Genomic DNA, 24,595 nt, shown 5'->3' on the forward strand with positions numbered 1-24,595 from the left:
CGCGACGGCCGCCGGGAACGGCAGGCACTGGTGCGACTGGAGCGTCGCGCAGCGACTGCAGGATGGTAGGCGGGGCTTTCAAGCCCCGACGCGGCGGCACGACGACATCAACATGCAATCGCCCTGGTACCCTGTCCCTGTTCCTGACGCCCCGTTCCCGCGCCGTGCTATCGTCCCGGCCTGACTGAGTCGTCGGGAGGGGGAGCAGACATGGTCGTCAGCACCGGAACCAGGATGGCAATCGGGGCGCGGGTGCCGCGTGTGGACGGCGCTGAGAAGGTCACCGGGCAAGCCCGCTTCGGGGACGATCTGCCGCTCTACGGCCTGCTTCATGCCCGGCTCGTCCCGAGCGTTCATGCCCACGCCCGCATCGTCAAGGTGGACGCCAGCGCGGCGCTCAAGCTGCCCGGCGTCCTCGGCGTGCACACCGCTGCCGACCTCGCCGCGATCTTGCAGACCTCCCCCACCTCCCGCGCCCGCGAGGCTCTGGCAAACGGCGTCGCCCGATTCTGTGGGCAGCCTGTCGCCGTCGTCGTGGCCGAGAGCGAGGCCGCCGCCGAAGATGCCCTGGCGCTAGTCGAGATCGAGTACGACGAGCTACCCGCCCTGCTCGATCCCCAGGCGGCCCTTGCCCCGGACGCTCCGGCCGTCTGGCCGGACGGCGTCCCCGGCGCGAAGGCCCCCACCGAGACGGACGATCCGGCCCTGCGCTCGCCCAACCTCTCCGACTACGCCCGGTACGACCGTGGCGACCTCGCGGCCGGCCTCGCCAGCGCCGACGTGGTTGTCACCCGCTCGTATCAGACCTCCATCGTCCACCAGTCGTACCTGGAGCCACACACGACCACTGCCGCCGTCGATCCGCTCGGCAACCTGACCGTCTGGACCTCCAGCCACGGCGTCTTCATGCCGCGCCAGGAGATCGCGAAGGCCCTCGGCTGGCCCGAGCACCGCGTCCGCGTGACGGCACCCGTGCTCGGCGGCGGCTTCGGTGGCAAAGGTCTGCTGACCCAGCCGCTGGCCGCTGCCCTCTCGGTGCGCTACGGCCGTCCCGTCCGCCTGGTCTACACCCGCATGGACGAGTTTCAGGCCGCCAATCCCGCGCCGCGCATGCAGATCAACGTGACCATCGGCGCGAAGCGGGACGGCTCGCTGACCGCCCTCGACGCCCGGATCGTCGTCAACCCGGGCCTCTACAACGGCGGTCCGCTCGCCAACTCGACGCTCTACGCTGGCGCATTCTACCGCTATCCCCATCTCCGCATTCGCGGCTACACCGTCGTCACGAACACGTTGCCGGCCGGGGCGTACCGCGCGCCCGGCGGCCCGCAGACCATGTTCGCCGTCGAGTCCACCCTGGATGAGGTCGCCCGCGAGCTTGGCGTGGACCCCATCGAGCTGCGCCTCAAGAACGCCGCCCAGGAAGGCGACCCGATGCCCAACGGCCGCCCGTGGCCGAAGATCGGGCTGCGTGAGTGCCTGGAGCGGCTGCGCGAGCATCCTGCCTGGAAGGACCGTGCCCGGCGTCCCAATGAGGGCATCGGCGTGGCTATCGGCGGCCTGTTCGGTGGGCTGCAGTCGGCGGGGGCGACCTGCCGCCTCGAAGCCGATGGCAGTCTGACGGTCGTCGTCGGCTCGGTGGACGTCTCCGGCACCAACACCGGCCTCGTGCTGATGGCCGCCGAGGCGCTCGGCATCGCCGCCGAGAAGATCCGCGTCGTCAACGCCGACACCGAGTCCGGCCCGTTCGCCGGGAACGCCGGCGGCAGCAAGATCACCCTGACGGTCGGGGCAGCGGTCGTCGAGGCTGCCGAAGCTGCCCGCGAGCAGATCCTGGCCATCGCCAGCGACCAGCTTGAGGTGGCCGCGGACGATCTCGAGCTGGCGGGCAGCCAGGTGCAGGTACGCGGCACGCCCGAGCGCTGCATCGGCCTGAACCGCATCGGCTCGCTCAGCATGGCGGCGAACGGCAAGTACCCGCCCGTCTCGGGCCAGGGCCGCTCGGCGGTCGCCGAGCGCGCGCCGGGCATCGCGGCACACCTGGCCCGCGTCCGCGTCGATCCCGACACCCACGAGCCGCGCGTGATCGAGTACGTCGCGGTGCAGGACGTTGGCCGCGCCATCAACCCGGCCGGCATCGAGGATCAGATTCACGGCGGCGTCGTGCAGGGCATCGGCTGGGCGCTCTACGAGGGCATCGTGCTGGACGGAGACGGGCGTGTGCTGACGGGAAGCTGGCTCGACTACGCCATCCCCACCGCCATGAAGACGCCGCCCATCGAGACGATCCTGCTCGAAGTGCCCTCGCGCTCCGGCCCGTTCGGCGTGCGCGGCGTCGGCGAGCCGCCCGTCATCCCCGGGGCCGCCGCCATCGGCAACGCCCTCCGTGACGCCGCCGGCGTCCGCCTCACCGAGATCCCGATGACCGCCGAGCGCATTCACCGCGCCCTGATGTCTGCGAGCCGATGACAGACCGAGCGACACCCCCTGCATCCGACGCCGTGGCACGGCTTCGCAGCCGGCTGCACGCGGTCAAGGGCGGGCTCGACGGGCGGCTGGCCATCGTCGTGCAGCCGGCGACGAGCCGCGAGCCGCCGATCGACCTCGACGGTGACGCACCGTTCTCCTCCGCCAGCATCATCAAGCTGCCGATCCTCTGGAGCTTTTTCGAGCAGGCCGACCGGGGGCGCATCGACCCCACCGAGCTGTGGCCGCTGACCGACGAGGCGCGCGTTGACGGCACGGGCGTGCTGCGGTTCCTCCAGTCCGGCGCGCGGCTGACGCTGCTGGATCTCGCCACGCTGATGACTGTCGTCAGCGACAACACCGCGACCAACGCCCTGATCGCCCGGCTGGGCATCGCGACGATCCAGGAGGCTGTCGACCGGCTCGGGTTGACGGGGACGCGTCTCGGACGCAGGATGTACGACTTCGAGGCCCGCGCACGCGGCCTGGAGAACGTCGCCACCCCACGAGACATCGCGCGGCTGCTGCGGCTGCTTCACGCCGGTGACGGCCTGAGTGAACGGTCACGAGAGCAGGCCCGGGCCATCCTGCGCGGCCAGCAGTTCAACGCCGGCCTGCCGGCACGCCTGCCAGCAGAGGCCGTCGTGGCACACAAGACCGGCAACCTGCCCGGCCTGCTCCACGATGCCGGCTGGATCGAGCACGCGCGTGGGACGGCCATCGTGGTGGCGTTCTCGGACCGGCTCGCCAACGACGGCGACGGCGCGGCAGCCCTGGCGCAGGTCGGCGAGGCCGTCTGGGAGTGGCTGTGCTCGTGAGCCGCCTCCTGAGGCCGCCTCTCGATGCGAGGGAGCCCTGTCAGGAAACGGGATCGCCACCGAATCGCAATTGCCGGGCACGGCTTTCGCGCATGGGCATGGTGCGCTTCCCCCTATAATCCTTCAAGACCGGGGGCCAGACGCTGCCCCCCGAGTATGCTCGCGTCTGCCGGATCACTCGGGCGCATGTCGCGAGCCGTCGGACCGAGGACGGTGGCGATCTCTAGCGATGTCGCGCGGGATCTGGACGGTGTTGCTGCCGCCCTGATCAAGCGTATCCTCCCGAATCTGAATCTCGTGGCGGACCTCCTCCATGCGGATGTCCTGCTCTTTGCACGAGCAGGCTCGCAAATCGAGGTCGTGGAGCATGCCCAGCCGAGTCCCGTGCCGTCGGTGTACCCGGACTCGCTGACGGGCCGCAGGCTGCGCCACGAGCAGGTGCTGCCCGTGGCCAGGATCCTCTTTCACGGGCGCTCGCGCCACGAGGTGCAGGGCGCGGTGGTGGGCGGCGTGCCGATTGTGCGCGAGATCCTGGCCGTGCGCGACGCCGAGGGCCGGGTGATCGCCGCGCTGGCGACGGAGACGGCGGTCATCGAGCATGAGCGGGTACGCAAGCGGACGGGCGTGCTGAGGCGCGCGCTGCAGCGGGTGCGCGATCTCGTGGTGCAGGGCCGGTTGGAGGGCGGCGAGAAGGTTGGCCGGCTGGCGCTCAACGACGGCATGCTGGTGGTGGACGCGGACGGCGTGATCCAGTACGCCTCGACGTCGGCCGAGGGTCTGTACCGGCTGCTCGGCATCGTGGACCAGTTGACGGGCGCGCAACTCTCGGAGCTTGATACGAACGAGTACCTGGTCTTCCGGGCGATGGAGACCGGCGTCTGCTCGGAGCAGCGCGTCACCGAGCAGGATCGGATCTGGATCAAGAAGGCGATCCCGCTGATGGCCGGCGACAGCCCGAGCTGGGTCAGCAAGCTGCCGGGGTCGTTCGGGCGGCACCCGGCGGGCGCCATCATCGTGATTCAGGACGTGACGCTTGACGTCCGCAAGGAGCAGGAGCTCAAAGTCAAGAGCGCGATGATCCAGGAGATTCACCACCGGGTGAAGAACAACCTCCAGACGATCACGGCATTGCTGCGGCTCCAGTCTCGGAGGGTCAAGTCTGAGGAGGCCAAGGCGGCGCTGACCGAGGCCGTCGGGCGGATCATGAGCGTGGCCGTCGTCCACGAGTTTCTCTCAAAGGACGAATCGAGCATTATTAACATTCAGGAAGTGTGCAAGCGGATCACGCAGGAGTTCGTCAACGGCACGCTGGATCCCATGAAGCGGATCGAGCTGCGCCTGGAGGGCGAGGGGCAGTTCTTGCTGCCAGCCCAACAGGCCACGTCGTGCGCGTTGATCGTCAACGAACTCATCCAGAACGCGGTCGATCACGGGCTCGAGCACAGAGATCAGGGAACCGTGGTGGTTCGCCTGTTGCAGACGGACGACAGCATGTCCATCGAGATCGAGGACGATGGCGAAGGGTTGCCAGAGGATTTCGATCCTGCGCGCGGGGGCCTCGGGCTGCAGATCATCCGGACGCTGGTGCGGGACGATCTGCGGGGCCAGTTCGTGCTGGAAAACGATGGCGGCGTGCGGGCGGTGGTCTCCTTTCCTCGCTGGCGCGCACCGCGCAATCAGGTGCTTGAGTCCTAAGTGCGGGCGCACTGAGGGACGTGACGGAGGGTATCTATGACGAAGCGTCGAATCGTAATCGCTGAGGATGAGCCGCTGGCTCGGCTGGATCTCAGCCAGATGCTGGAGAACCTGGGCCATGATGTCGTCGGGCAGGCCGGCGATGGACAGACGGCCGTCGATCTGGCGCGCGATCTGAAGCCGGATCTGGTCATCATGGACATCAAGATGCCGGGCGACATCGACGGCCTGGGCGCGGCCACGCTCCTGGCGGACGAGCGGGTTGCACCGGTGCTGCTGCTGACGGCCTACTCGGACCAGGAGTTCATCGACGGCGCGCGCGATGCCGGCGTCATGGGCTACCTCGTCAAGCCGTACGGCGAGAACCAGCTTGCGCCGGCCATCGAGGTGGCGCTGGCGCGCTTCGGCGAGTTCTCGACGCTCCAGAAGGAGCTGGGGAGCACGAAGGAAGCGCTGATGACCCGCAAGATCGTGGAGCGGGCGAAGGGCGTGCTGATGGACACGGCCGGCCTGAAGGAGTCGGAGGCGTTCCACCGCATCCAGCGGCTCTCGATGAACAGCCGCAAGTCGATGCGGGAGGTCGCCGAAGCGATCCTGCTGACTCACGGGATCGAGCAGCCCCGGTAGATCGCGGGGGTTGCGGGTTCTGGGTTTCAGGTTTCGGGACTGATGAAGCGTCACGGATCGTTGTGAGGAGGCCCTCACCCCCGACCCCCTCTCCCTGTGCGCGGGAGAGGGGGAGACACACGAAGCTCGCGTTGCTCCCCCTCTCCCTGTGCGCGGGAGAGGGGGCTGGGGGGTGAGGGGCATGCTCTTCAGGCCCACGAGTTGAGGGTTGCACTGATGCCGTACCTGCATTTCGATCTGCCGCGCCGTTACCCGCCCGAGACGAAGCGCACGCTGGCGGCTCGGCTCGGGGCGCTGTACGCCGAGCTGATGCAGACGACGCCGACCATCGTCAAGGTTGCCTTCCGCGAGCTTGGCGAGGAGAACCTGTTCCGCTGCGGCGCACCTGATGGCGGCGTCGAGCCGGTGGTGGTCGGGCAGTGCGACATCCGACGCGGTCGGCCCGTGGAGCAGCGCGCGGCGCTGGCGGCGGCCATCGTGCGGGCGTGTTCGGAAGCCCTGGCCCTTGACCCCTCGCAGATCGAGCTGGAGTTCACCCAGCACTCGGGCGACGAGATGTACCGTCGCGGGGCGTTTGCGAGTGACTGGTCAGCGGCGGAGTCGGGCCGCGAGTAGCAGAGTCGCCTGGCGCCAGCGCCGGGAGTCGAGGGTTTCAATCCTCGCCTGCCATCATGCTGTCGCTCCGCGACGCTCCTGCCTCACCTGTTGAAAGCCCTTCTTGCGTCCGTCGCGCAGCGACAGAATGACTGTGGGCGGGGCTTTCAAGCCCCGACGAACTGACGTGCGGGCGGCACGGAGGTCGGTGACACCGTCTACGGTGTGGCGCCCGGGACCGGCAGGCCGGCCAGCGCCGCCACGAAGAAGATCACCGAGGCGGCCAGGAACAGCCCGAACAGGCTGACCGCCACCGCCAGCATGAAGCCGCACCCGAACTTGAAGCCCGCGCCGACAGAAAGCGCCAGCGGCAGGTACATCGGCTCGTGGTGCTCGGCATCGTAGTGGTCGCCAAACGGCAACGGCGAGTCCAGGTCCGTGTGGAACGGCAGCGGCTCGCGGGTGGGTGCGCCAAGACCGAGCGCGTCGAAGCCGCGCGGCTGCACCCCGGGGTCTGACCGGAGACCTTCAAGTCCTCGTGGTGTCACCGTGCTCTCAGGTGTAGCCAGGGGAGCGGTGGGCGCTGGTGGCGGCTGCTGGGGCGCACCCGCTGGTGGCGCTCCCGCAGCATCGTGCCGCTGGGTATCGTCCTGCAACAGTGATCCTCATGGGGGCGTGCGGCCCTCCTGACGGGCGCACCCCAGTCTGATCCGCTTCACGGCGGGTCTGCTGTCCTGCCACATGGAGCGGTGAGCAGGCCGCCCAGGAGATTGCCACGGCTCTCCCGTAGCCCGAGCAACATTCCGTCGAGAAACCCGCCCATTCTAGCAGACGGAGCGGTAGGTTCTGGGTTTCAGGTTTCGGGGGTGGATCGTCTTGCCCCCGAAACCCGAAACCCAGAACCTACGTTCGGGCCGGCACCTGCTCGTGGGCGTGGTACGAGCTGCGGACCAGTGGGCCAGACTCGACGTGCCGGAAGCCCATCGCCTGCGCGATCACCTTCAGATCGGCGAACTCGGACGGGTCCACGTACCGCTCGACCGGCAGATGCTTCATCGTCGGGCGAAGGTACTGGCCGACCGTCAGCACGTCCACGTCGCTCGTGCGGAGGTCCGCGAACACCTGGAGCAGCTCCTCGCGCTCCTCTCCGAGTCCGACCATCAAGCCGGACTTGGTGTTGACGTCCGGGGCGAGATCCTTCGCCCGCTTCAGCAGCTCCAGCGACTGCGTGTAGATCGCCTTCGGGCGGACCCGGCCGTAGAGGCGCGGCACCGACTCCATGTTGTGGTTGAGGATGTCCGGGCGGGCGTCCATCACCGTCTTCAAGGCGTCCCAGTTCCCCTGGAAGTCGGGGATCAGCACCTCGATGCCGCAGTCCGGGATGCGCTCACGCAGCTCGCGGATCGTCTCGGCGAAGATGGCCGAGCCGCCGTCTGGCAGGTCGTCGCGCGTGACCGACGTGATGACAATGTGCCGCAGCCCGATCTTCTCGACGGCCTCCGCCAGCCGGCGCGGCTCGTCCAGGTCCAGGCCCGTCGGGCGGCCGGTGATCACCGAGCAGAAGCCGCAGTTGCGCGTGCAGACCTCGCCCAGAATCAGGAAGGTCGCCGTGCGGTTCTCCCAGCACTCGCCGATGTTCGGGCAGAGCGCTTCCTCACAGATGGTGTTGAGGCGTTGCTCCCGCATCAGGGTGCGCAGCTCGGAGAAGTTCGAGCCGTTCGGGAAGCGGACTTTCAGCCACTCGGGGCGGTTGCCGCGCGGGGCCGGCGCGCACGGCGAGAGCGGGACGGAGCGCGGGACTATCGGCAGGGGGAGGGTCGCCATGCTGCTGTGCCTCCGAGTTGTCAGTGATCAGTTCTCAGTCTTCAGCGGGTGCATCACTGCCTGCGCGTGTTGAACCGCCGATCACTGAAAACTGATCACTGACGACTCGCTAGTAGATCGTCGTCTCAGGGCCGAACGCTTCGACACGCTGCTTGACGGTTTGGAGGAAGCGCAACGCCTCTGCGCCGTCCGTCACGCGATGATCGAAGGAGAGACAGGCGTTCATCATGCTGCGGATCGCGATGGCATCATCCTCGGTGACCACCGGCCGCTTGACGATCGCCTCCATGGTGATGATGCCAGCTTGCGGCTGGTTGATGATCGGGCCGGAGGCGATGCTGCCCAGGGCGCCCGTGTTGTTGACCGTGAAGGTGCCGCCCGAGAAGTCGTCCATCGTCAGTCGGCCAGCCCGGGCGCGGGTCACCATGTCGCGGATGCCCAGCGCCAGCCCGGCGATGTTCTTCTGGTCGGCGTCCCGCACGACCGGCACGACCAGCCCGTTCGGCACGGCGATGGCGATGCCGATGTGGATGCGCTTCTTGAGCACAACCCCCTGGTCCGACCAGCGTGCGTTGAGCGTCGGATTCTCGCGCAGCGCCTCGACGACGGCCTTCACGAAGAAGGGCAGGAACGTCAGTTCGAAGCCCTCGCGCGCCTTCCAGGCATCCACCAGCCCGGCGCGCAGCTTCACGAGCCGCGTCACGTCGATCTCGGTCATGCCCCAGGCGTGCGGGGCCGTCTGGACGCTGCGAACCATGTGCTCGGCAATGGCGCGGCGCATGGGCGTGAGCGGGACCAGCTCCTCGTCGGGGCCGATCGCAGTCGCGGCGGCGGCAGCCGGCGCGGCAGTCGGTTGAGAGGGCGGGGCCAATGGAGCGGGGGGCGGCGGCGCGGCGGCCACCGCTGGAGGCGCCGGAGCGGGGACCGGCGGGGGCGTCGGGGCGGCCGGGACCGGCTGCGCGCCCTTCTGCTCGATGTACCCCAGGATGTCGTCCTTGGTGACGCGCCCGCCCAGACCGCTGCCGCTCACCAGCGACAGGTCGATGCCGTACTTCTCGGCCAGCGAGCGCACGAACGGCGAGGCCCGTTTTGGCGCGCCGTTGACGCTCGGGGAGGGCGCGGGCGCAGTGACCGGCGGCTCGGCCACGGCAACGGGCGCAGGCGGCGGGGGTGGCGACGGCGGCGCGGCCGGCGCGGCGACGCTCGCGGCTGCCGGCGCGGCGCTCTGCGAGGCCGTTGGCGAGACGCTCGCGCCGGCGCCGTCCCCGATCACCAGGATCGCGCCGCCGACGGGCACCACGTCGCCCTCTTGCACCACGACCTGCTCGATCACCCCGGCCACCGGCGAGGGGATCTCGGCGTTCACCTTGTCGGTCATCACCTCGACAATCGCCTCGTCACGCTCCACGCGGTCGCCAGGCGCCTTCAGCAGCCTGCCGATGGTGCCCTCGGCGATCGATTCCCCCAGCTGAGGCATCGAGACTGTCGTTGCCATGTGCTCCTCGATCGTTCAGTAGGCTCCGAGCCGTCGGAGCGCCATCACCACGTCCTCGACGTTCGGGATGACGGCCTCTTCAAGACTTGGCGCGTACGGAATGTGGGTATCGGCAGCCGCAACCCGCAGGATCGGGCCGTCGAGCTGCTCGAAGTGCTCCTCGGCGACGATCGCCGCGATCTCCGCGCCGATGCCGCCAGTCTTATTATCTTCGTGGACGATCATCAGCTTGCTGGTTTTCGCCACCGACGCAGCGACCGTCTCCCGGTCCAGCGGGGCCAGCGTGCGGAGGTCCACCACCTCCACGGAGAGCCCGTCGGCGGCCACCTGCTCGGCTGCTGCCAGCGCCAGGTGTACGCCAACGCCGTAGGTTACCACCGTGACGTCTGATCCTGCGCGTTTGACGTCCGCCTTCCCGATGGGCACGGTGACATCGCCGTCCGGCACCTCGCCGCGGACACGGCGGTAGCTCTTCTTGTGCTCGAAGAAGAGGACCGGGTCAGGGTCGCGAATGGCCGCCTTGAGCAGCCCCTTGCAGTCGGCCGGCGTGGACGGCGCGACGATCTTCAGGCCCGGCACGTGGAAGAACAGCGCTTCGACGCTCTGCGAATGGTAGAGCCCGCCCTGCACGCCGGCGCCGAACGGCGCACGCACCACCAGCGGGCACCCGTACTGCCCGTTGGAGCGGTAGCGGATCTTTGCCGCCTCGTTGACGATCTGGTCGTAGGCGGGGTGGATGTAGTCCGCGAACTGGATCTCGGCGACCGGCCGCATGCCCTGCATCGCCGCGCCGATGGCCACCCCGACGATGCCCAGCTCCGCCAGCGGCGTGTCGATCACGCGGGTCTCGCCGAAGCGGGCCAGCAGGCCGTCTGTGGCGCGGAAGACGCCGCCGTGCACGCCCACATCCTCCCCGAGCACGATGACGCTCGGGTCACGCTCCATCTCTTCGGAGAGCGCCTCGTTGACGGCTTCGATCAACGTCCTGATCGCCATGCGATCCCGACTCCCACCCTGGAGCGTCCGTGGTCGGCCGGCGCTGGCCGCTGGGGATACCGCCCGGGGCAGGAGGATGGTACCACACGCCCGGCGCGGGGCCGGGCCGTGCGATCTGGAGGGCGGCCGAGCGGATGTGCTCCGGCGCGTGTGGCTGGCAACCCGAGCGAACGGGTATGGTCCCCGCTGTACGCCCTCGGTCATCCTCCCCCCACTGCACCCGCCGAGCTGCCCCCTATGCATCCGCTGATCTCCTCCTTCTACGCCTCAACGCTGCAGTTTGCCCTCGGCTCCCTGCTCGCCGCCGTCATTTGCGACCAGCTTGGCGAGGTCACGCCCGGGTTCCTGCGGCTCGCGGCGGCCTCGGCGCTCGCAAGCGCGTGGCTGGCCTGGATGCTGACCGGCAGCGGCGTCCCCGGCGAGGGCGCTTCGACGCTCGCGCTGACGATCCTGCTGCTCGGCTACACGGTCTTGCAGTTCACGGCGAAACGGCAGCTGCGGCTCGGTTTTGGCTGGCTTGGCGTGGCGGCCGGGGTGGTCGGGATGGCGCTGGCCGCCGGCGCGCGTCCCAGCCCATCGCTCGGGCCGCTCTGGACCGGGCTGACGGCGGCGGCCTCGGCGACGGCGCTCGGCACCTCGGTGATGTCGATGGTGCTCGGCCACTGGTACTTGATGACGCCTCGGCTCTCCGCCCGGCCGCTGCGGATCCTCTGCGACCTCTCGACCGTCTCGCTGGTGCTGCTCTCGGGGCTGGCGCTCTGGTACGTGCTGGAGCGGCCCGTCGCCACGACGTTCGGGCCAGACACGCCCTGGTTCCGTTGGACCGGCTTCGTGTCGGTGACGGTGGTGCCCATCGGCATCACCGTCGCGGCGCGCCTGTGTTGCCAGGAGTGGCCGCGCGGACGCGCGATTCAGGCGGCCACCGGGCTGCTCTACATCTCGTCGGCGATGGTGCTGGCGGCGGCGCTGGCCGGCAACATGGTGGTGCTGGGCGGGTAGGCGTCAGGTATCAGTGGTCAGCACGGAGACTCCGTCTCCTGACAACTGAAGCCTGATACCTGACAACTCACCACTCAGGTCAGCGGCGCGGGGCGGCTCACCAGCGTATACCCGAGGCCGCGCCGCGAGATGAGGTAGCGGGGCACCCGGGCGTTCTCCTCGATCTTCCGCCGCACCAGCCGGACGTAGCTCTTCACGTAGCCCAGCTCGTTGACGTACTCCGCGCCCCAGACGTGCGTCAGGATCTCGGCCGGCGAGACGATCCGGTCTGGCCGCCGCGCCAGGAACGCCAGCAGCCGGTACTCCGTTGCCGAGAGGTCGACGCGGTGGCTTCGCACCCAGACCTCGGCCCGGCCAAGGTCCACGACAAGCTGGCCGTTGTCAAGCTCGATGCGCGAAGGCGGCTGGGTGTGGTTCGATTCGGCACGCCGCAACACCGCCTCGATGCGGGCGCACAGCACGTCGAGGTCGCAGGGCTTGGCCAGGAAGTCGTCCGCGCCAGCCCGCAGCCCCCGCACGACCGCCTGCGAGTCGGCCTGCTCGGACAGGAGGATGACGGGCACATCGCCCAGCTCGCGGATGCGGCGCAGCAGCTCCAGGCCATCGAGCCGGGGCATCTCGACGTCGGCCACCACGATATCCGGTCGCTGCCGGTGGAACGCCCGAATGCCTTCGAGTCCGTCAGCGGCTTCGACGACATCCATGTCGGAGTCAAGAGCGGTCCGCACGAGCTGGCGAAGGTAGGGGTCGTCGTCAACGAGGAGCAGGCGCGTCAGGGAGTCAGCCACCGGGCCTCACGGCGCTCACGGAATCATTTTGACGAGACAATGACCGATCATCATCGTTTTTTTGACTTTGTGACCGGGCGCCGCGCTGAGTATAGATGCTCTTGCGCGACACTTCCAGGGGAAATTCTTACACACTGCAACGACTTTATCTTGATTATGGACTATTCTCCGGTACCAAACCATCTGTGTTTCTCGACATCCACTCCAGGTACGGTGCATGTGCATGCACCGCGCCAGCGGCACGACCCTGGCCCGGCGAGAGGGGATCGGCGTCAGCATCGGCGAGCTTGACGATCGAACACGGGCCGATGAAAAACAGGTGCAACATGAGTCGCGACAGCCGGATGTCGATCCGGCCGCTCATCCGGTTGACGGCGTAGACCGCCGCGCTGGAAGCGTCAGTGGCCCCGGCAGGCCAGGGCCGCCGAGCGGCCTCCTGCCCGACCGCACGACGACCATCGCCTCGTGGCTTGATACCGTGAAACCACTGAGCCCGCCTGGAATCCGGACTACGGCAGCTCGATGGCGGTTGGCGCGTCGAACTCGTCGTACAGCGTGGTCATGTAGTGCGCTGGGGCGACCATGACCTCCCGGCGCAGGAGCCCGTCACCCGCATCGAGCCACCAGAGGTACCAGGCGCGGTCGCGCTCGACGTAGAAGGTGAGGAGCCGGGCCGGCTGGCCATCGAGGGTCACCTGGTGGCCGAGGCGCTGGGCCGAGGCGTCGGCGTAGGTGTCGCGGTAGGTCGGGTAGCGGAACGGCGCGTTGCGTCGAACCAGCCGCCACGGCTCGTCCAGGCGGCGGAACGCCTGATTCGGCCCGACGGCCACCGAGGCATCGCCCTCGGCGGTCTGAAGCTGGTAGCGGTCCGGGGCCGCGTAGCGCGCCGTCGAGAAGACGACGCCGCCGACGCCGTCCGCCAGGGCGTCCCGTTGCCGCACCGACCGTAGACCTTCGAGCCGCTGGACGGTCTGGCCGAACAGCTCGACGGCGGCAGACTGGCTGGTTGGCGGATCGAGGCCGGTGCGGTTGGGATCTGGCGCCAGCACGTCGAACGGCGTCTCGACCACCCCTTGCAGGTGGACCGTCGAGCGGACGACCACGCGCCACCAGCCGGGCCGGGTGAACGGCGCGAACGTGGCAAGCTGGCGTCCGTCCGGCTGCTCCTCCGCTACAGCGTCGATTGGGCCGGGCGGGCCAGCCGCCAGCTCGGCCGGGCTGGCTCCGAGTGGCGCCAGCTCGCTGACAGTCAACTGGACGCCGGTCTGCCCCAGGCGGCGGCCGTCGGCTTCCAGCACCTGTACCTCGGCCTGGATCTCGCCGGTCCGGACCCGGTCGAGGATCAGGTGGACCCGCAAACGGTTCTCCGGCCCGGCCGGCAGGACGAGGTCGAGCGGGGTGGCGCTGGGCGACTCGCCCGGCGGCGGCAGCAACGCCATCGTGCCGGCCGCCAGCAGCACGCCCAGGCCGAGGATCATTTCGGAGGCCAGCGGCAGGCGGGGCAGGCGGTCTGGGGCGGCCACCCTGCGCCGCCACACGATCAGTGCCGCCAGCAGCAGCCCGACGATCAGCCCGAGCTTGGCGATCAGTGTCAGCCCGTAGCGACTGCCCAGCAGGAGGGTCGGGTCGAGGCCGAGCGCCCAGCTTGCCGCCACGCCGCTGAGCAACGCGAGCCCAGCGCAGGCCAGCGCCAGCTGCCCGAAGCGCACGCCCACCGGCAGGGCGGCTGCCCCGCGCTCACGGAGGAGCACCGGCATCACCAGCGTGAACGCTGCCGCCCCGCCCAGCCAGACGCCGGCCGCCAGTTGATGGGTCGCGTCGATCAGGACCGGGCCAAGGCCGCCATTCGCAAGGTGGCCGGCCTGCGCCCGCGTCAGCACCAGCAGGGCCGCGAATGCCAGCGCCATCCCGCTCGAGCCACCCGGCGCGGCCAGGTACCCGATCATCGGGACCAGGAACAGGCGCAGCAGGGCCAGCGCGCCGACCTTCCCGATACCGGCGAACGTCGCGCCGCCGGGCACCTCGGGCGTGAACGCGCCGTAGCTGTTGACGGCTTCGGCGACGCTGAGCAGGGCCAGCAGCGTGAGGGTCGCCGTGAGCGCCCGCCCGAACACGGTCAGCACGCGGGGGGCCGCTCCGAGCCGAGCCAGGACCGGCTCGAGCGCCCAGACGCGGAAGGCCAGCCCGCCCAGCACCAGCGAGGTCGTGGCGATGGCAAGCCACTGGAGCGCGACCTCCAGCAGGGACGGCAGCGGTGGGGCGGTTCCCTCGGCGGGCGGCGGCGTGCGCCCCACGCCGAACCGGTAGACGCCCTGCCAGCGGTGGCCGTCCACCTGGGACAGGCTCCACCAGCGGACGGTGTAGACGCCTTCGGTCAGGCCGCTCAGCTCAACCGTCAGGAGGCGGTCGTTCGGCGGCCCCACAGCCAGCTCGCCCAGCTCCAGGCGCGTGCCGCGCTCGTCCAGCACCTCAAGACGGGTGGCTGAGCGGTCGAGCGGCTCGGTGAAGCGCAGCCGCAGCGCCGAGGGCGGCGTCGGGATGGAGGCCCCGGCAGCCGGCTCCGCCTGCTGAAGATCGGCGTGCGCCAGCGCGGCGGACGGCGTGAGCAGGTGCAGCAGCACCCCAAGCACGACCGGCATCACGCAGAGCGGCAGAAGTCGGGCCACGGCGGAAGTGTGGCACGCCGTCACGCCTGGTGCGTAGGTCGTCACGCCTGGTGCGTAGGTCGTCGTCGTGGTCCGCGGCCCACGCACCGGGTGTGACGCTGGATCGGCTCCGTCGCGGCGCTGACGGCAGAGATCGCGCGACCCCATCGTCGTGGCTGATCTCTCCCCCAGCCAGACGTTCCCCGGGGATGACGCGTGCTCTGTCGGCGCCGCCGCGCGCTAGTTCATCTGCCGATGCGTCGGCACCTCCTCGCTCAGCGTGCTGAGGATCTCGTCCATCACGCCGAGCCGCTGCCACCGCTGATAGGTCCGATGCACCGAGCTGTCGTCCGGGTACTCCTTCGGGAGGTGGTTCCAGCGACAGCCGCTTTTGAGCCGGTAGACGATCGCGTCCAGCGCCTGGCGCTGGTCGATGCGCTTGCGGCCCAGGCGGCGGGGCGGATCGTACTTCTCCAGCAGCGGCTGGACGGCCTCCCAATCAGCGTCCGAGACGTGGGTGAGTGGAGTCTGCTGCGTCTGCATGTTCGAGCCGTTGAGTGAGTAGGTCACGCGTACCCTCCTGATCCACGAACTGAGGCTGCGTAGCAAGAAGCGTGCCACGTTTCTCTCAACGGCGCTTTGCGAGATAGTGCACGCTGACCGTGGCTCGCGGGCGGGCCGGCGTGAGCGGGGCGGGGCGAATCGGGGCTTTCTCGCCCGCCGGCTGCTGCCCGACACGCCGCTCGCGAGCATACTCGTGAGCATATGTGACGGACCTGTAAGATGCCGTAGCTCAGCGCTGCCGCTGCCGACCTGCGCCGGGCGCTGACCAGGAGTGCAGCGTTCTGTTGAGCATCGCGCGTTCGCCTGCCCACGGCGCGGCGAATGGGTCGACCGGGCCGGGCCGGACAGAAGACCGCCCGAAACGCCCCCCTTACGTCTTGTAGCGGCCCGTGTCACAGGCGTACAGTGGCGGCTGCCGTGGTGCGCTTCACGATCGCCGACACGCCGACTGATGGTCGCCGCCAGCTTCCTGCGATGCTGTGCGGCTGTGCGTCGTGCGCGGCGGCAGGTCTGCGCGGTGGCGTATTCGAGGGGGCCGTCCGATGAGCGCTGCGCCCATCGCGCCACGCCGCGCCCGCCAGAACGGCACGGCACGGCCCCGCCCGTCGCTGGCGAGCGTCCCGCCGGCCCAGCACGAGATCGAACACAGCGCGGACGGCGCGCCCATCGTCCCGCCGCAGCCGGCGCTGCGCGGTTCGCAGGCCGTGATCTCGGAGCGGGGGGCGGGCGCGCGCACGGCCGGCACGCCACGGGCCGGGTTGTTCCTGGTGAGCGTCGTCGGGTTGCTGGCGCTCGCCGAATTGCTGCTCTGGCTGATCCCGTTCCTGCGGGTGCTGGCCTGGGGCATCGGCTTGCTGACGGCGCTTGGCGCGGCGGCGGCCGGCGTGGCGGCCGCCCACGGCGCGAAGGGCCGGGCGCGGAAGGTCTGGCTGCTGACCGGCGCGGCGTCGGCGTCGATCCTGCTCGGGATGCTGGCGCGCGGGCTGCCCTCGCTGGACAAGGCCCCAGTGACCACCTTCGGGCGGGACGACGTCGGCTTCGTGATGGCCGTGGTCTTCCTGGTGCTGGCGGCCACCATCCGGCTGGACGGCGAGCGCAACGGGACGCGGCGGCTGCGGCTGATCCTGGACGTGGTGATCCTGAGCCTCTCGCCGACGGTCTTCGCGCTGATCGTGACGAGCTACACGGATCTGCTCGGCCCGCGCGAGGTGCTGCTGGCGCCGGGCGGCCTGCTCTACCTCTCGGCCTACGTTGCGACGACGTACGCCATGTTCTGGGTCACCCGGCGCACGGCGTTCGCGCGGCCGGTCTCACCGCAGGGCCTGCTGGCCTGGGGGACGCTCGGCGTGGCTATCGGCGCGATGCTCCACGCCGGCCAGCTGCTGCGGCTGCCGCTTTGGGAGCTTGGCCTCGGGCAGCCGTTCTGGATCGTCGGGCTGGCCGGCATCGCGCTGGGCGCGCTGACGGTCGCCCGGGTGCCGGACGCGGAGTTCGCCCACAGCCCGCCGGAGGGCGACTCCCGCGACGACAGCCGACTGCGGATGATCCCGGCCACTGGCGCCGGGATGCTGGTGTTCCTGGCCCTGGCCGGCCACCTGATCACGGACCGCGCGCCGTCTGGCGACCTGTTCGTCAGCACGCTCGGGCTGTCCGTGCTGCTGGTCGTCCGCCTGATGTTCAGCCTGGGCGAGAACGGCTGGCTGCTGCGCCGGCTGGAGACCTCCGGGCATGCTGAGGAGCGGCTGCGAGACCTGGGGCTGGCGTTGAACCTGCAGGCCAGCCTGGATGTCGAACGGGTGCGCGAGCTGGTCTGTCGGCAGGGCCGGGCGGCGCTGCGGGCGGACAACGTGGTCATCTGGCTGATGGACCACGATGCTGGCGAGATCCGGGCCGTCGAGTCGGCCGGGGTGCGCCGCGACATCCTGCGGGACCGCCGCATCTCGATCCGCGACCGGATGTCGCTGGAAGCGCGGGTGATCCGCACGCGGCACCCGGAGATCGTCCAGCACGCGGCGACGGCCCGGCGCAGCCATCCGCTGCTGACGGTGCTGCTGCGCCAGCAGTGCTTGCTGGCCGTGCCGCTGCTCCGCCACCGCGAGACCATCGGGGCCATCGTGTTCGGGAGCACCCGGCTGCCGGAGGCGTTCCAGGAGCGCGACATCTCGCGGGCCGAGCTGCTGGCAGCCCAGGCGATGGTGGCGATGGAGAACGCCCGCCTGTACGGCGAGGCGCGCGGACAGTTGGAGGAGACGACAGCACTCTATGAGATCGCGAATGCCGCGCGTGACGCCTTGACCTCGGAGGATCTGGCGCAGGCCCTGGTGGACATTCTCAAGGATCACGTCGGGTACGACCGCGCCTCGGTGCTGCTGACGGAGGAGCGCTCGCCGATCCTGCGGCCGGTCCTGGTGGACGAGCGGCCGGCCGTCAACGGCCCGGCCCGGCCCAGCACGAACGGCTCGCTGGGGACGCGGCTGCCGTCCTCGCTCGCCAGCCAGGCCTCGCGGACCGGCAGGCCGGTGATGGCCGACGCGACCGAGGAGCGGCCGGTTGCGATCCTGGCGGTCCCGATGCTCATCAAAGAGGGCAGCGTCGGAGTGATCGAGCTGGAGCGGGCCGAGCGGCCGTTTGGCGAGAGCGAGGAGCGGGTCGCCTCGGCGCTCGCCAACCACGTGGCGCTGGCCCTGAAGAACCTCCAGCTGGCCGAGCACGCCCGCGAGGTGGCAGCCCTGAAGAAGATCGACCGGCTCAAGACCGAGTTGCTCTCGACTGTCTCGCACGAGCTGCGGACACCGCTCAGCTCGATCAAGGGGTATGCCACGACCTTGATGGAGCATGGCGACATCCTCAGCCCGGAAGAGGCGCGCGAGTTCCTGGAGATCATCGACAGCGAGAGCGACCGGCTGGATGAGCTGATTCGCAACCTGCTGGATATGTCGCGGCTGGAGGCCGGCGTGCTGCGGATCGACCGTGAGCCGACCGACCTTTCGGAGGTGGGTCGGGCCTGCATCACGCGGGTGCAGCGCCACACCGACCGCCACCAGCTGCTCATGGATTGGGAGACGGACTACCTGGCTGATGTGGACCCGAGCCGCATCGCCCAGGTGATGACAAACTTGCTGGAGAACGCCGTCAAGTATTCGCCAGATGGAGGCGAGATCGTGCTCGCGGCGCAGCCGCAGGGCAACATGCTCCAGGTCAGTGTGGCCGACCAGGGCGTCGGCATTCCCCAACGCGATCTTCACCGCGTCTTCGACCGGTTCCACCGCGTCGAAGGCGAGATCTCGAAGCGGGTGGGCGGGACTGGCCTGGGGCTGGCGATCTGCCAGCGGCTGGTCGAGGCCCACAGCGGAAAGATCTGGGTGGAGAGTCGGATCGGGAAGGGCAGCACATTCTTTTTCACGGTTCCGCTCGTCAGGATGGAGGCACGATGAACGCGAGCAAGAAGACGTCGGTGTTGGTCGCGGACGACGACCCGCGGCTGCTGAAGCTCGTCCAGCGCAACCTGGAGCTGAATGGCTACCGGGTGTTGACGGCAATGGATGGGACTAACGCGCTGAAGATGGCCGAGGCTGAGGAGTTGGATCTGCTCCTGCTGGACATCATGATGCCGGGGATGGATGGACGAGATGTGTGCCGCCGGGTCCGCGAGTTCTCCACGGTGCCGATCATCATGCTGACGGCGCGCGAGGCGGAAGAGGACAAGGTGTCCGGCCTGGACGCCGGCGCTGACGACTACCTGACCAAGCCGTTCGGCTCGATGGAGCTGCTGGCGCGGGTCCGTGCAGCGCTGCGACGCTCGCAGCTGACGAGCACGGAGCACGGGCAGCCGGTCTTCCAGACGGGCGCGCTGGAGGTGGATTTCGCGCAGCAGCTGGCGCGGTTGGAGGGCCATGCCGTCAACCTGACGCCGACCGAGTTCCGCATCATCAGCTTCCTGGCGCGGAACGCCGGGCGGGTGGTGACGCAGGCCGACCTGCTGACGAAGGTCTGGGGGCCGGAGTACAAGGACGAAGCGCACCTGCTGCGGGTGAACATCGCGCGGCTGCGGGCGAAGGTGGAGCCGGACGCCGGCAGCCCGAAGTACATCACGACGCGGCCGGGCATCGGGTACACGCTGAACAAGATCGCCGCGCTGGTGTAGCCACGCCCGGCTGAGGCTCGGCAGAGTCTGACGCCTTCGCACCCAGAGCACGAAGCGGACGAGCGCCCTGGCCCCCGGCGGGAGTCAGGGCGCTTGCTGTTCTCCGGTGGGTGGCGTGCGGGGGATACCCCCCGTGACAGAATTGACGTTTTGACGGAATGCGGCACGCAGGCCCCTGGCCAGGCGCCGTGGCCGAAGCGCGCCTGAAGGGCAGCTTCGCGAGCCTGGACACGCTCCTGGTCGGGCTGTCAAATGCGGGCGGTCCAGCGGCGTCCTCACCATCCTCAGACCTGGGAGAGTCTCGGTGAGCGCCGCCGTTCCGCCCGACGCCTCGGCGCAGGACCGGCTGCTGGGAATCATCGGGCGAGGCCCGCGGTGGCAGGGCCATCGCTGAGGCCAGAGCTAGCGCGGGATCAGGCTGAACAGCACCTTGCGCTTGACCATCGCCCAGAGGATCAGCACCAGCAGCAGCTGCCCCACCGTGTTGTGCAGCTCCCAGCCAGCCTCAGGGCTGCCGACGTACGGCGGCACATTGTAGGCGGCCAGGATCAGGAACAGGTGGACCGTGTAGGCGTACAGGGACACCTGCCCGAGAGGGATCAGCAGCCAGCCCGTCAGCCGCTCGATAGGCCGCCAGAAGAGGGTCAGGCCACCGTAGACTGCCACCGCGACAACCGCAAAGGTGAGGATGCGCCCGACGCCCAGGCTGGCCTTGTCGAAGAGGTCAACGGCGGTCAGCGGGAGGACCGTGGCGGTGGCAGCATACGCCTGCCCTGGGGTCAACGAGGCGGCCAGCAGCAGCAACCCGCAGGCGGCCGCTCCCAGCCCCGCGCGATACACGAGGCCCGCGCCGGTCGGCCGCTGCGACTCGTGGGTCAGCCAGTGCGACAGCTCGCGGCGGTGGTAGCCGAGCGTCAGCGCCGAGATGAACAGGGCCTGCCACGCCGCGAACGGGAAGGTGGTGGCGTGCTCGATGTGCCACGGCACCACCAGCGTCTCGGGCAGCACCTGGTACCCGAGCCAGAGCGCCCAGGAGGCGACCAGCAGCGGCAGCGCGCGGCCGGCCGAGAGCAGCACGAGGGCGAGCGGAGCGGCGGCCAGCAGCAGGGCGTAGAGGGCCAGAATGTCGGTGCCGTTCCAGGTGAAGCGGACGGCCGCCACCGCGCCGATCAGCGCCGGCCAGCTCTCGACCTCCCCGAGCAGCGAGCGATCCACCCAGAGCGCGAGGCTCGTCCCGACGGTCAGGCCCAGGAAGACGAGCGTCAGCACGACCGTCAGCAGGTAGAGGGTGAGGGCCCGGCGGAGGGTCGTGATGACGGCGGCGCGCAGGCCGTTCTTCTCGATCCGCCGCCGCGAGACGATCCCCAGCACCAGTCCTGAGAGGAAGACAAACCCCTCGGCGGCCGTCACCGGGCCGGTGTTCCCGCCGGTCAGCCAGTACAGCCACGACACGCCGCCGATGTGATCGACGATCATGGCGAAGACGCAGAAGCCGCGCAGCAGATCGAGGCGTGGATCGCGGCCAAACGGCGTCGCGACGTAGCGCATCGCGTGCAGCATGCCGTCCAGAGCCTGTGCGGCCCTGCGAACGACTCCTGGCTGCTGTGGGAAGGTTGCGACGGCCATGATCCTCGACCTCGGACGGAGACCCCGACGCCTCCTACCTTCAGAGTACAAAGGAAACGCAAAGAAAATGCCAAGAATCACCCCTCAACTATGAAGATTCCGTTCAGGTTTTATGAGGACATGCGGCGGCATTGGCCCAGGCGTGGCGGGGGCGCTCGGTATACTCAGCCCAGGTCGGGCGGTGCTGCTGGGGGCGTCGCCCGAGGCCGGCAGGAGGGCGTGTGGACGCGACACAGCTGATGGTGCGGGGCGTCGTCGTCGGGCTGTTTCAAGCGAACTGCTACATCATCGGCTCGCGGCAGACGGGCGAGGCGATCTGCTTCGACCCTGGCGATGACGTTGACGAGATCAAGGCGCTCGCCCGCGACATGCGCGTGCGGATCACCAGGATCGTGTGCAGCCACGGCCACCTCGACCACATCATGGCCGTCCGGGCGTTGCGGGAGGTGACCGGTGCGCCGTTCCTGCTGCACCAGGCCGACCTGGAGCTGGCGCGGAGTCTGCCACTCTCGGCTGCGCGGGCGCTCGGTCGTGAGATGCCGCCGCCCCCCGATCCAGACGCCTTCCTGACCGAGGGCGACGACGTCGAACTGGCCGGCGAGACGTTCAGCGTCTTGCACACCCCGGGGCACACGCCGGGCAGCATCTGCCTGTACGGCGGCGGGATCCTGTTCTCGGGTGACACCCTGTTCCAGGGGACCATCGGTCGGACCGACCTGCCGGGCGGCAACTACGATGAGATCCTCGACAGTCTCGCCGTGAAGCTGATGGACCTGCCAGACGAGACCATCGTGCGGCCGGGGCACATGGACCAGACGACCATCGGCGCGGAGCGGCGGTACAACGACTTTGTGTCCGAGGCGCTCCGGCGGCACGCCAGCCGATGAGCGGGTCGCAGGCGTCCTCCGTACCGGCGTCCTCCGTGTCGGCCTCCCCCGTCCCGTCGTTGGAGCAGCCCTGGCGGATCGCCGTGGTCGGGCCGGGTGCGCTCGGCTGCCTCTTCGCGGCGCTGCTGGCGCTCGACGGCCACGACGTCCGGCTGCTGGGTCGGCGGGCAGCCCAGGCCGACGCCATCAACCAGCACGGGCTGGTGGTCGAGCGCGACGGCGTCGAGCGGCGGACGACGGTCCGCGCCGGCACGGACCCGGCCGCGCTCGGGCCGGTCGACCTCGCGATCGTGCTGGTCAAGGCGACCGATACTGCTGCTGCCGCCCCGAGCCTGCCGGCCCTGCTGGTGCCCGACGGGCCGGCCTTGAGCTTGCAGAATGGGCTGGGAAACGTCGATGCGCTGACGGCCGTGCTGGGGCCGGAACGGGTGCTCGGGGGCATCACCTCGCAGGGGGCGACGCTCCTGGGCGATGGGCGTATCCGCCACGCCGGCTTCGGGCCGACCTCGCTGGCCGAGGCGACGCGGGTGCTGACGCCGCGCGCCCAGACCATCGCCGCGCTGCTGGATCGGGCCGGCCTCGCGGCGACGGCGTACGCCGACCCCCTCCCGTTGATCTGGGGCAAGCTGATCGCCAACGCGGCCATCAACCCGCTGGGAGCGCTGCTGCGCTGCCAGAACGGGTTCACCGTCGAGCGGCCGGCTGCGCGTGAGCTGTTCCGTAGCCTAGCCCGCGAGGCCGGAGCCGTCGCCACGCGCCTGGGCGTCGTGCTGCCGTTCGACGACCCGGCCGCCCATGCTGAGGGCGTGGCCCGTATCACCTTCAACAACCGCAACTCGATGCTCCAGGATGTCGAGGCGGGCCGGCGTACGGAGATCGACGCCATCAACGGGGCGGTGGCGCGCCTCGGTCAGGAGCATGGCGTCCCGACGCCCGCCAATGCGACGGTTGCCCAGATGATCCGGGCCGTCGAGCAGGGCTACCTGTAGCCTCACAACGCCGCGCGCAGTATGCTGAGGAAAGAGTCCGCCGAGGTGAACGAGTTGGCGACGCAGCGACTTCCTGACACCGTGTCCGCCACGATTGACGAGCTGCTGAAGCTCTCAAGCAGCGACCGCGTTGATATTGCGATGGCGCTATGGGAAAGCCTGTCCGACGAGGAGCGCGACGCCCAGTTCGACCTCACGGACGAGGTGAAGGCCGAGCTTGACCGCCGCTGGGAGCGGTATCTCGCCAATCCCCAGTCTGCAATGTCTCGGGAAGAAGTCCTCGAACGCCTCAAGCACCGGCGTCCGTGGTGCAGATCGAGTACGGTGAGTTCGTCGTAGACGAGATGGCGGAAGCGGCCGATTGGTACGACGACCAGCGGCTCGGACTCGGCGACGAGCTACTGGCGGCCATTGAAGCGGTGATCGACCGCATCGAACGGCACCCCTTCGCGTTCCCACGGGTTCATCAGGAAACCCGCCGAGTCGAAGTCATCCGATTCCCGTACTCGGTGTTCTTCCGAGTTCACGCTGAGCGCATCATCGTGGCTGTCCTGCATGGGAGTCGCGATCCCCGAACGTGGCGGGCCCGCAGCTAAGCCTTGCTCTCCAGGTTACGGAGCGTCATCTGGTAGCTGCCGCTTGAACCACTATCTTGAATCGTCAAGTTCTTCCGGGATTGGAAGTGGCTCCCACCTGCTGAGTCCCAGTCGCGCGATCAATCCTCGAAGCTGAACGCTGGGTTCGCCGGATCCGCTGGTCCGAGAATATGGCTCTCCTTCCCAATGCAACGACTCGGCGATGATCGACTCCTTACCGTTGCTCGTGAGTACCGCTGCCTGCCACTGATAGAGAACCTTGATGCCGCTCATGAATCCCGGTTGCCGAATCTCGCTACGGTTCCGAAGGATTCTGCACACTTCCCAACGCGGCATCAGACACCTCCCCTGCGTCGTTCTGGTGCGACAATGCTACCGGCAGCGGCGTGGGCGCAAGGGGCACTCTGGTAGACTCAAGCTCGTATCAACTCGGCTCTCCGTACTGCGGCCTGTAGGAGCGCGACATGACCGCCACCGGCCTCCGAATGACGGCGGCCGTCTGCGTCGCGTGTCCGCTCCGCGCCCAGTGCGTCCGTGGGGGTGGCGGGCGCACCGTCAGCGTCCATCCACAAGAACGACTGCTGCAGGAGGCCCGCGCGTGCCAGGCCAGCCCGGCCTTCGCGGAGTATCGGCGCCGTCGCCAGACGGTCGAACACCGCATCGCCCGACTGGTCCAGTTGGGCATCCGCCAGGCTCGCGACGTCGGGACGCCCAGGATCCTGTTCCAACTGCTCATGGCTGCCGCCGTCGCCAACCTGACCTACCTGGCCGCCACCACCAGCCAGCCCACCGACCCGAATCTGGCTGCCCTTGGGCTGCTTCTTGGCCTCGTGGGGCTGCTC

General features: G+C 69.3%; 21 protein-coding genes. 13 read left to right on the forward strand and 8 right to left on the reverse strand.

Annotation, left to right across the window (positions count from 1 at the left end; genetic code table 11):
* Positions 1 to 210: 210 nt before the first annotated feature.
* The 5 genes from IT306_18610 (at position 211) to IT306_18630 (ending at position 6,221) form a co-directional block, all read left to right on the forward strand.
* Positions 211 to 2,469 (forward strand): xanthine dehydrogenase family protein molybdopterin-binding subunit, encoded by a 2,259-nt coding sequence (locus IT306_18610; GenBank protein MCC7370442.1) that lies wholly within the window; start codon positions 211 to 213, stop codon positions 2,467 to 2,469.
* 32 nt (positions 2,470 to 2,501) lie between these two features.
* Entirely contained in the window at positions 2,502 to 3,284 is a 783-nt protein-coding gene (locus IT306_18615; GenBank protein MCC7370443.1) for a serine hydrolase, read from the forward strand.
* Positions 3,285 to 3,497: 213 nt separating this feature from the next.
* Positions 3,498 to 4,979: a histidine kinase N-terminal domain-containing protein gene (locus IT306_18620; protein MCC7370444.1), complete on the forward strand. Its 1,482-nt coding sequence runs from the start codon at positions 3,498 to 3,500 to the stop codon at positions 4,977 to 4,979.
* A 36-nt stretch (positions 4,980 to 5,015) separates the two neighbouring features.
* Positions 5,016 to 5,606 carry a response regulator gene (locus IT306_18625; protein MCC7370445.1) on the forward strand — a complete coding sequence of 197 codons (591 nt, stop codon included), beginning with the start codon at positions 5,016 to 5,018 and terminating at the stop codon, positions 5,604 to 5,606.
* 216 nt (positions 5,607 to 5,822) lie between these two features.
* Positions 5,823 to 6,221, forward strand: a complete 399-nt coding sequence (locus tag IT306_18630) for a tautomerase family protein (GenBank protein MCC7370446.1) — start codon at positions 5,823 to 5,825, stop codon at positions 6,219 to 6,221.
* Positions 6,222 to 6,418: 197 nt separating this feature from the next.
* Here IT306_18630 and IT306_18635 read toward each other — a convergent pair whose 3' ends face one another.
* From IT306_18635 to IT306_18650, 4 genes are all read right to left on the reverse strand, one after another.
* Positions 6,419 to 6,748 (reverse strand): hypothetical protein, encoded by a 330-nt coding sequence (locus IT306_18635; GenBank protein ID MCC7370447.1) that lies wholly within the window; start codon positions 6,746 to 6,748, stop codon positions 6,419 to 6,421.
* 355 nt (positions 6,749 to 7,103) lie between these two features.
* Complete coding sequence (lipA, locus tag IT306_18640; protein ID MCC7370448.1) at positions 7,104 to 8,024, reverse strand: lipoyl synthase; 921 nt, start codon at positions 8,022 to 8,024, stop codon at positions 7,104 to 7,106.
* A 109-nt stretch (positions 8,025 to 8,133) separates the two neighbouring features.
* Complete coding sequence (locus IT306_18645; GenBank protein ID MCC7370449.1) at positions 8,134 to 9,519, reverse strand: 2-oxo acid dehydrogenase subunit E2; 1,386 nt, start codon at positions 9,517 to 9,519, stop codon at positions 8,134 to 8,136.
* Positions 9,520 to 9,534: 15 nt separating this feature from the next.
* A complete protein-coding gene (locus tag IT306_18650) occupies positions 9,535 to 10,515 on the reverse strand; it encodes an alpha-ketoacid dehydrogenase subunit beta (GenBank protein MCC7370450.1) in 981 nt (326 codons plus the stop codon).
* Positions 10,516 to 10,752: 237 nt separating this feature from the next.
* Between IT306_18650 and IT306_18655 the strand changes: the two genes are divergently transcribed.
* The gene (locus tag IT306_18655; GenBank protein ID MCC7370451.1) at positions 10,753 to 11,514 is read left to right on the forward strand and encodes a hypothetical protein; all 762 of its coding nucleotides are present in this window, start codon (positions 10,753 to 10,755) and stop codon (positions 11,512 to 11,514) included.
* Between the two features lie 74 nt (positions 11,515 to 11,588).
* Here IT306_18655 and IT306_18660 read toward each other — a convergent pair whose 3' ends face one another.
* The 3 genes from IT306_18660 to IT306_18670 all read right to left on the reverse strand — a co-directional run bounded on the left by IT306_18660 (position 11,589) and on the right by IT306_18670 (position 15,517).
* A complete protein-coding gene (locus IT306_18660) occupies positions 11,589 to 12,302 on the reverse strand; it encodes a response regulator transcription factor (GenBank protein MCC7370452.1) in 714 nt (237 codons plus the stop codon).
* A gap of 509 nt (positions 12,303 to 12,811) precedes the next feature.
* Complete coding sequence (locus IT306_18665; protein ID MCC7370453.1) at positions 12,812 to 14,968, reverse strand: copper resistance protein CopC/CopD; 2,157 nt, start codon at positions 14,966 to 14,968, stop codon at positions 12,812 to 12,814.
* A 219-nt stretch (positions 14,969 to 15,187) separates the two neighbouring features.
* Positions 15,188 to 15,517, reverse strand: a complete 330-nt coding sequence (locus IT306_18670) for a transposase (GenBank protein MCC7370454.1) — start codon at positions 15,515 to 15,517, stop codon at positions 15,188 to 15,190.
* Between the two features lie 536 nt (positions 15,518 to 16,053).
* On the opposite strand from IT306_18670, the gene IT306_18675 reads away from it, so the two are divergent.
* Positions 16,054 to 18,945 (forward strand): GAF domain-containing protein, encoded by a 2,892-nt coding sequence (locus IT306_18675; GenBank protein MCC7370455.1) that lies wholly within the window; start codon positions 16,054 to 16,056, stop codon positions 18,943 to 18,945.
* Positions 18,942 to 19,655, forward strand: coding sequence for a response regulator transcription factor (locus IT306_18680; protein ID MCC7370456.1), 714 nt, complete (start codon positions 18,942 to 18,944; stop codon positions 19,653 to 19,655). The genes IT306_18675 and IT306_18680 overlap by 4 nt, the downstream gene beginning before the upstream one ends.
* A 402-nt stretch (positions 19,656 to 20,057) precedes the next feature.
* On the opposite strand, the gene opgC is transcribed toward IT306_18680, so the two are convergent.
* Positions 20,058 to 21,281, reverse strand: a complete 1,224-nt coding sequence (gene opgC, locus IT306_18685; protein MCC7370457.1) for an OpgC domain-containing protein — start codon at positions 21,279 to 21,281, stop codon at positions 20,058 to 20,060.
* A gap of 221 nt (positions 21,282 to 21,502) precedes the next feature.
* Between opgC and IT306_18690 the strand changes: the two genes are divergently transcribed.
* The 5 genes from IT306_18690 to IT306_18710 form a co-directional block, all read left to right on the forward strand.
* A complete protein-coding gene (locus IT306_18690) occupies positions 21,503 to 22,168 on the forward strand; it encodes an MBL fold metallo-hydrolase (GenBank protein MCC7370458.1) in 666 nt (221 codons plus the stop codon).
* 35 nt (positions 22,169 to 22,203) lie between these two features.
* Complete coding sequence (locus IT306_18695) at positions 22,204 to 23,157, forward strand: 2-dehydropantoate 2-reductase (protein ID MCC7370459.1); 954 nt, start codon at positions 22,204 to 22,206, stop codon at positions 23,155 to 23,157.
* A 45-nt stretch (positions 23,158 to 23,202) separates the two neighbouring features.
* The gene (locus tag IT306_18700) at positions 23,203 to 23,496 is read left to right on the forward strand and encodes an addiction module protein (protein ID MCC7370460.1); all 294 of its coding nucleotides are present in this window, start codon (positions 23,203 to 23,205) and stop codon (positions 23,494 to 23,496) included.
* Positions 23,463 to 23,753 (forward strand): type II toxin-antitoxin system RelE/ParE family toxin, encoded by a 291-nt coding sequence (locus IT306_18705; protein ID MCC7370461.1) that lies wholly within the window; start codon positions 23,463 to 23,465, stop codon positions 23,751 to 23,753. The genes IT306_18700 and IT306_18705 overlap by 34 nt, the downstream gene beginning before the upstream one ends.
* Positions 23,754 to 24,217: 464 nt before the next feature.
* Positions 24,218 to 24,595 (forward strand): transposase (locus IT306_18710; GenBank protein MCC7370462.1); only part of this gene is annotated, 378 nt, incomplete at its 3' end.

This window comes from Chloroflexota bacterium (assembly GCA_020850535.1).
Lineage (GTDB): Bacteria > Chloroflexota > UBA6077 > UBA6077 > JACCZL01 > JADZEM01.

Bases quoted from the DNA above. Each gene is read 5' to 3' on its own strand.
- IT306_18645 (MCC7370449.1), bottom strand. From the start codon at position 9,519: ATGGCAACGACAGTCTCGATGCCTCAGCTGGGGGAATCGATCGCCGAG.
- IT306_18675 (MCC7370455.1), top strand. From the start codon at position 16,054: ATGAGCGCTGCGCCCATCGCGCCACGCCGCGCCCGCCAGAACGGCACG.
- opgC (MCC7370457.1), bottom strand. From the start codon at position 21,281: ATGGCCGTCGCAACCTTCCCACAGCAGCCAGGAGTCGTTCGCAGGGCC.
- IT306_18650 (MCC7370450.1), bottom strand. From the start codon at position 10,515: ATGGCGATCAGGACGTTGATCGAAGCCGTCAACGAGGCGCTCTCCGAA.
- IT306_18630 (MCC7370446.1), top strand. From the start codon at position 5,823: ATGCCGTACCTGCATTTCGATCTGCCGCGCCGTTACCCGCCCGAGACG.
- IT306_18610 (MCC7370442.1), top strand. From the start codon at position 211: ATGGTCGTCAGCACCGGAACCAGGATGGCAATCGGGGCGCGGGTGCCG.
- lipA (MCC7370448.1), bottom strand. From the start codon at position 8,024: ATGGCGACCCTCCCCCTGCCGATAGTCCCGCGCTCCGTCCCGCTCTCG.
- IT306_18680 (MCC7370456.1), top strand. From the start codon at position 18,942: ATGAACGCGAGCAAGAAGACGTCGGTGTTGGTCGCGGACGACGACCCG.
- IT306_18625 (MCC7370445.1), top strand. From the start codon at position 5,016: ATGACGAAGCGTCGAATCGTAATCGCTGAGGATGAGCCGCTGGCTCGG.
- IT306_18655 (MCC7370451.1), top strand. From the start codon at position 10,753: ATGCATCCGCTGATCTCCTCCTTCTACGCCTCAACGCTGCAGTTTGCC.